At 66.6% G+C, this 5571-nt stretch carries 5 protein-coding genes; 3 read left to right on the top strand and 2 right to left on the bottom strand.

Annotated elements, in window-relative coordinates:
- Positions 1 to 99 precede the first annotated feature (99 nt).
- Both ACWCQ6_RS35405 and ACWCQ6_RS35400 read left to right on the top strand, forming a co-directional pair.
- Positions 100 to 774 (top strand): Tn3 family transposase, encoded by a 675-nt coding sequence (locus ACWCQ6_RS35405; protein ID WP_451096370.1) that lies wholly within the window; start codon positions 100 to 102, stop codon positions 772 to 774.
- Positions 775 to 850: 76 nt separating this feature from the next.
- Positions 851 to 1612: a GNAT family N-acetyltransferase gene (locus ACWCQ6_RS35400; protein WP_451096367.1), complete on the top strand. Its 762-nt coding sequence runs from the start codon at positions 851 to 853 to the stop codon at positions 1610 to 1612.
- 103 nt (positions 1613 to 1715) lie between these two features.
- Here ACWCQ6_RS35400 and ACWCQ6_RS35395 read toward each other — a convergent pair whose 3' ends face one another.
- Both ACWCQ6_RS35395 and ACWCQ6_RS35390 read right to left on the bottom strand, forming a co-directional pair.
- Positions 1716 to 3425: an IS1182 family transposase gene (locus ACWCQ6_RS35395; protein ID WP_451096365.1), complete on the bottom strand. Its 1710-nt coding sequence runs from the start codon at positions 3423 to 3425 to the stop codon at positions 1716 to 1718.
- A gap of 259 nt (positions 3426 to 3684) precedes the next feature.
- Complete coding sequence (locus ACWCQ6_RS35390; RefSeq protein WP_451096363.1) at positions 3685 to 4506, bottom strand: SDR family oxidoreductase; 822 nt, start codon at positions 4504 to 4506, stop codon at positions 3685 to 3687.
- Positions 4507 to 4884: 378 nt separating this feature from the next.
- On the opposite strand from ACWCQ6_RS35390, the gene ACWCQ6_RS35385 reads away from it, so the two are divergent.
- Positions 4885 to 5481 carry a DUF4158 domain-containing protein gene (locus ACWCQ6_RS35385; protein WP_451096361.1) on the top strand — a complete coding sequence of 199 codons (597 nt, stop codon included), beginning with the start codon at positions 4885 to 4887 and terminating at the stop codon, positions 5479 to 5481.
- The last annotated feature ends 90 nt before the right edge of the window (positions 5482 to 5571 follow it).

Here is a 5571-nt window from a genome sequence, read left to right as displayed (position 1 = left end):
ACCACCATCCATTTTCGGGCGACTTCGTATGCCGTCCGGAGGCGCTCAGCCGTCACTCACCGTGGCCACTGCACGGAAGCTGTGCCAGAACCCGATTTCGTGGACAAAACCAACCGGCCCACCCGCAGCGTCCAGTACCGCTACATCGATGCACTGTTCGGCGAGACGGGCAAGAACGTCATCAGCTGGGACCTCATCGCCACGCACTTCCGCGACCTGATGGGGGTGGCGATCTCGGTACGCGAAGGCACGATCTCCTCCACGCTGCTGCTGCGGCGCCTGCGCTCCGGCTCCCGTAAGAACGCCCACTACGCCGCGTTCCGCGAGGTCGGGCGCGTGATTCGCACAGTCCAGCTGCTGACGTATCTCTCCGACGCGTCGATGCGCCGGCGGGTGACGGCCGCGACAAACAAGGTTGAGGCGTACAACGGGTTCTCCGAGTGGCTGCACTTTGGCAACCGCGGGGTCATCGCTGACAATGACCCCATCGAGCAGGAGAAGGCAATGAAGTTCAACTCCCTGCTCACGAACACGGTCATCTTTCATAACACCCTGGACATCGCCGACATCGTCCGCGAGCTCCAGGCCGAGGGCTGGAAGATCGAGCCGGAGGACCTGGCGGAGATCTCCCCGTACCTGACCGAGCACATCATGCGGTTCGGCGAATACTCCACCCACGAGCTCAGCGACGCGCCAGAGGCGTACGAAGTGCACCTCGACGTCGACTTCACCCAGCTCGACCCCGACGCGGGCCCAGAAGTCGAAGTGGCCTGAAGGCACCCGAGAAGCCTTCGCCCCGCCGAGGGCAATTCGTAGGCGGCCATGGTCCGCGGCTGCCTACGCTCTCCCCATGTCAAACTCAGAACTACAGCGGATCAATTCCTTCCTGTCGGCCTTCGCCCGCCGCCAGGCCGCGCGCATCGTCGACCTTCCGGGCGGGTTCGCCGTATACGACGACGCCTTCGCACATTCCCACGCCAATAACCAGGTCATCATCGACACGGTCGTTGACTCCGAGGCGGTGCCCGCCATCGCGGAGGAGGCACTGGGGCATCTGTCTCACCGACTGATCTCCGTCCTTGACGACGAAGTCGGAATGGCGTGCGCACAGCCACTGATCCGGGATGGATACACCCACTCCACCTATCTGGTCATGCTGCATGCGGGCCCGGTGCCGGCCAGCGGGTCCGCGGAGGAGCTGGACCTCGACGCGATACGTATCCCACTCACCCGGCGATGGCGGGGCCTCCTTCCAGACGTCGACGACGAGGTCATACGCCATCTCGTCGACCGACGCGAGGCTCGCCGCCGCGGGGCCGACATCGTTCACTTCCTCGGTGCCTGCACGCAGGAGGGTGAGGTCGCCTCATGGGCTGACCTCTATCTGGATCCGGCAACCGGCACAGCCCAGATCGAGGACCTGGTCACTTCGGAGGCCCACCTCAGGCGCGGTTACGCCGATGCCGTCCTGACCACCGCCTTGCGCCTGGCCGCCGACAAGGACTGCGATACCCGGTTCCTGACCGCTGATGCGGCGGACTGGCCACGACACTGGTACGAGCGCCGCGGCTTCTCCGTCATCGGCCACTTCCACTGCTTCGAGCGGGGCTGATTGCGAGACACCGGGTGCCGGTGACAGGACGTCCGTCGTCTATTGAGGATCACAGAACCGGCCCGCACGAACCCCGGATCGACTCTGCTGCGCAATTCCGGGGTCAGGCTGTGAGGCGGTAGGCGAGGTGTTCGAGGTGGCTGCTGCGGGTGTGGTGCTGGTTGTGTCCGGTCCAGTGGGCGTCGAGTCGGATCACGTTGAGGGCGGTGGCGGAGAAGGCGTGCTGGAGGCGGACTTTCAGCAGTCCGCGGTAGCGGGCCCGGCGCATGCCGGTGATGTCCAGGGCCTGGTTGATGGTGCCCTCCACTCCTGCGCGCAGGGCGTACTTGGCCTTCCAGATCTCGGTCTTCTGCTCGGCGCGGGCCCGGACGAGGGCCTCGTGCGGTTCCCTGGGCCGCAGGGTGAGCATGCGCCGGCCCAGCGCGGAGCTGGTGCACTGTTTCTGGAAGGGGCAGGGGCGGCAGGTCAGAACGCTGAAGGTGATGACGATCGCGTCCGTGCCGTGCTGCTTCACCGGGTTCCAGTGCGCGCTTCTCTTCCCGGCGGGGCAGCGGACCTGGCGGGCCTTCCAGTCGATGGCGAAGGCGTTCTTGTCGAAGCCGGTGTGCGCCTTGGCCTGGGCGGAGTGGTCCAGCAGGACCGGGGTGACCATACGGATGCCCCGCTCCAGCGCGGTGGTGATCAGATCGGCGGAGGGGTAGCCGGAGTCCAGGTAGTGCTCGCCGGGTTTCACCCCGTGCTCGGCCAGGCGCCGTTGAACAGGCCCGGTCGCCTTCACATCGGGCACGGTGGCGTCGGTGGTGAACACGTCCGTGATTAGGTTCGGTGCCGCCCGGACCCCGGCTTCGGCTTCGGCTTCGGCGGGAGTGTCGCAGGTCTCGGTGAGGTGGACCTTGTAGCCCATCCAGAATAGATCTTCGCCCTTGGCCGCCCAGCGTGCGTCGGGGTCGTAGGGGGAGACAAGGCGCAGTTGGCCGGGCGGGACGCCCTCGTCATCGGCGTCCCGCTTCTTGATCACCTCCCGTCCCCGGGTGTCGGTGTGCACGTAGTAGGTCTGCACAAGGACTTGCCGCAGGAGGCGCATGGTCTCGATCCCCCGGATCCATTCCGGGGCATCGGGCGCCCAGGCCGCCCGGCACAACGCCAGCGCGTCCTGCCCGAAGACCTGCGCGAGCCGGTCGCGTTTCGTCTGCGAGGACGGCATGCGCCAGCCGTCCACCCGGGGCCCGTAGCGGTGGGCGAACTCGGCCACGTCGACCTGTCCGGCCAGCCAGGACGGTGCCGCGACCGCGAGCGCCTCCAACGCGGCCCGCACACTTTCCCCGGCCAGCTCCAGACGGTTCAAGTCCCGCACCGCGCTGATCACATGGGTGGAATCGGTGCGCTGCTTACCCCCGGCGACCACCAGTCCCTCGACCTTGCAGTGCTCCAGGAGCCGGTCGAAGACCATCCGTTCCATGCCGTGCCCGGCCAACCGGGCACGGAACCGGCTCAGCACGCTGGCATCGAAGCCCGTATCCGTCAGCTCCGCTCCGAGCGCGTACTTCCAGTCGATCGCCCGCACCGCCATCGCCGCGGCCTGCCGATCGGTCAGGTCCTCAGCAAACTGCAACACCGTGACCAGGCACAACACCCCCGGCGACAGCCCCGGGGCACCACGTACCCCGAACGCGTCGGCGAACGGCTCGTCGGCGAAGACCTCCGCGAGCCGGTCCCGCACCCGCATCGCCAGGCTCCCCCTCGGGAACGCCGCCCGGGCCACCGCCGCGGCCTGCTCCGGGACCTCCGGCAGCCCCTTCGGCCGCATCGACATCGCACCACCCCCCACGGCCGCACGACAGGAAACGGCCGCACAGACGATCATCCCGCGCCCACCATCACCCCCGCACGGAATTGCGCAGCAGAGTCATGATCGCCTTCAAAAACTCCTCCAAAGCCCTTCTGGGGTTGTTGTTGGGGGGTGTCCCCCGTCTAGCGAATACACAGAGTGATGGCAGACGGGGAGGTATTGCCAGTTCCAACTGGCGGCTGACAGGCCATCCGCCGTTGGCGATCGTCGTCGCGAGCAATGATCAGCTGGCGAAGCCACCGTTGCTCTTCAGTAGTTGTCCATTGATCCACTGGCCCTGCGGTGAACATAGGAACTCCACGAGGTGGGCGGTGTCCTGCGGGCTGCCCAGACGGCCCAGCGGTGTCTGGCGGAGTACGTGCTCTCGGATGTCGTCGGACATCCACCCGGTGTCCACTGGCCCCGGGTTGATCACGTTGGCGGTGATCCCGAGGTGGGCGAGTTCGTGGGCAGCGGCCAGGGTGATGCGGTCCAGTGCACCCTTGCTCGCACCGTAGGGCAGGTTGCCGACGGTGTGATCACTGGTGAGACTGATCACGCGTCCGGTTCCCGGAGCCCCGTGAAAGCGACGACCGTACTCGCGGATCAGCAGCCAGGTGGCACGCGCGTTCACCGCGAAGTGGCGGTCGAAACTCTCAAGGGTGGTGTCGAGCAGACCGGAGTCGACCGACTCGCCGTGGCACATCACCAAGGCGGTGATGCCGCCGAGGCGGCGTTCGGCCTCGTCGAAAACACGTTCCGGGGCACCTGGATCGGCGAGGTCCGCCTCCACTGCCACCGTGTCGGCGCCCTGTTCTGCCAGGGCCTTGGTGATGGTGGCCGCCGCGTCATCCTCGATGCCCCAAGGCATGCGCGCGTCGTATGGCGTCCAGTACGTGAAAGCGACGTCCCAGCCCGCCTGGGCCAAACGGCGAGCGATGCCCGCACCGATCCCGATGGAGCGGCCGACGCCCGTCACCAACGCAACCGGCCTGACGGCATCGAACAAGGTTTTCTTTCCTGCTTTCGTCACAAGGCGCCATCGTTCGACCTGCGATGCAGACATGGCAACCCGTTTTTTTCCTTGAGCCCGTCTGACGCCGCCCCACACCCGACCAACTGACAGCGGCCACCATAAACAGCGACGATCCCGGTAGCGAGGCCAGGGCCAGATCACGGAGCGTACGCACACTCACCGTACTTGAGCGTCACGCTCTGCTATGAAGTGGCGGCTATTACGCGTATCTCCTCCGCCCACCCAGAACACCGTTTCTTGAGAAGATCCGGGGGTGAACGCACCCTCCAAGTCCTTTGAACTCCTCATTGGGGTGCCGGTAAGAGCCCTGTCACCAGCCGCAAACGGCAGTGATTTGTTGGGGTCTCACCCGTGTGGGTGAGTCCAGGTGCGTACAGCTGCGCGGGGTGAAGTCCCGGGAGGACGACCGTGGCCCGTATCCCTTTGGACCTGGACGACCTGGTCGAGCACTGGACGCTTTTGAAAGACGAGCAGGGGCTCGTCTCCGGCAAGCGCGGTGCGACGCGACTGGGCTTCGCCGTATTGCTGAAGTTCTACACGCAGTACGGCCGGTTTCCCCGGAGCCGGGCAGAGCTGCCCGGTGAGGCCGTGGAGTTCGTCGCCCGGCAGGTACAGGTGCCTGCGTCCGAGCTGGACGGATACGAGTGGAGCGGTCGGACGGTCGAGTACCACCGTGCGCAGATCCGCGGGCACCTGGGCTTCCGTGAGTGCAGTGTCGCGGACGCGGACAAGCTGACGGCCTGGCTCACCGAGCACGTTGCCTGCAAGGAGCGGCGGCCGGAGCAGGTGCGGGTGGAACTGCTGGTCCGCTGCCGTACGGAGTGCATCGAGCCGCCCACCCCGGGGCGATGTGACCGGATCGTGGGGGCGGCGCTGCGGGCCGCCGAGGAGACGTTGACGGCGCGGATCTCGGCGCGGCTCACGGACGGGTGGCGGATGTCCTGGACCCCTGTCGCCGAGATCCCCCTCCGCACCACCCGCCCGCCCCTGCCCGCCACCACGTGAAAAGGCCCCGCCCGCGAATGGCGAATTCCAGGGGGCGTTGCAACACGAGTGATCAACTGGCTGTTGCCAGGAGCTTAGCGAGGCGCTCGG

This window comes from Streptomyces sp. NPDC001880 (assembly GCF_053594575.1).
Note: the sequence above shows the minus strand (reverse complement) of the source record. Positions and strands in the feature narration are given on the sequence as shown.

Coding starts and splice junctions, on each gene's coding strand:
- ACWCQ6_RS35400 (WP_451096367.1), top strand. CDS start 851: ATGTCAAACTCAGAACTACAGCGGATCAATTCCTTCCTGTCGGCCTTC.
- ACWCQ6_RS35395 (WP_451096365.1), bottom strand. CDS start 3,425: ATGTCGATGCGGCCGAAGGGGCTGCCGGAGGTCCCGGAGCAGGCCGCG.
- ACWCQ6_RS35390 (WP_451096363.1), bottom strand. CDS start 4,506: ATGTCTGCATCGCAGGTCGAACGATGGCGCCTTGTGACGAAAGCAGGA.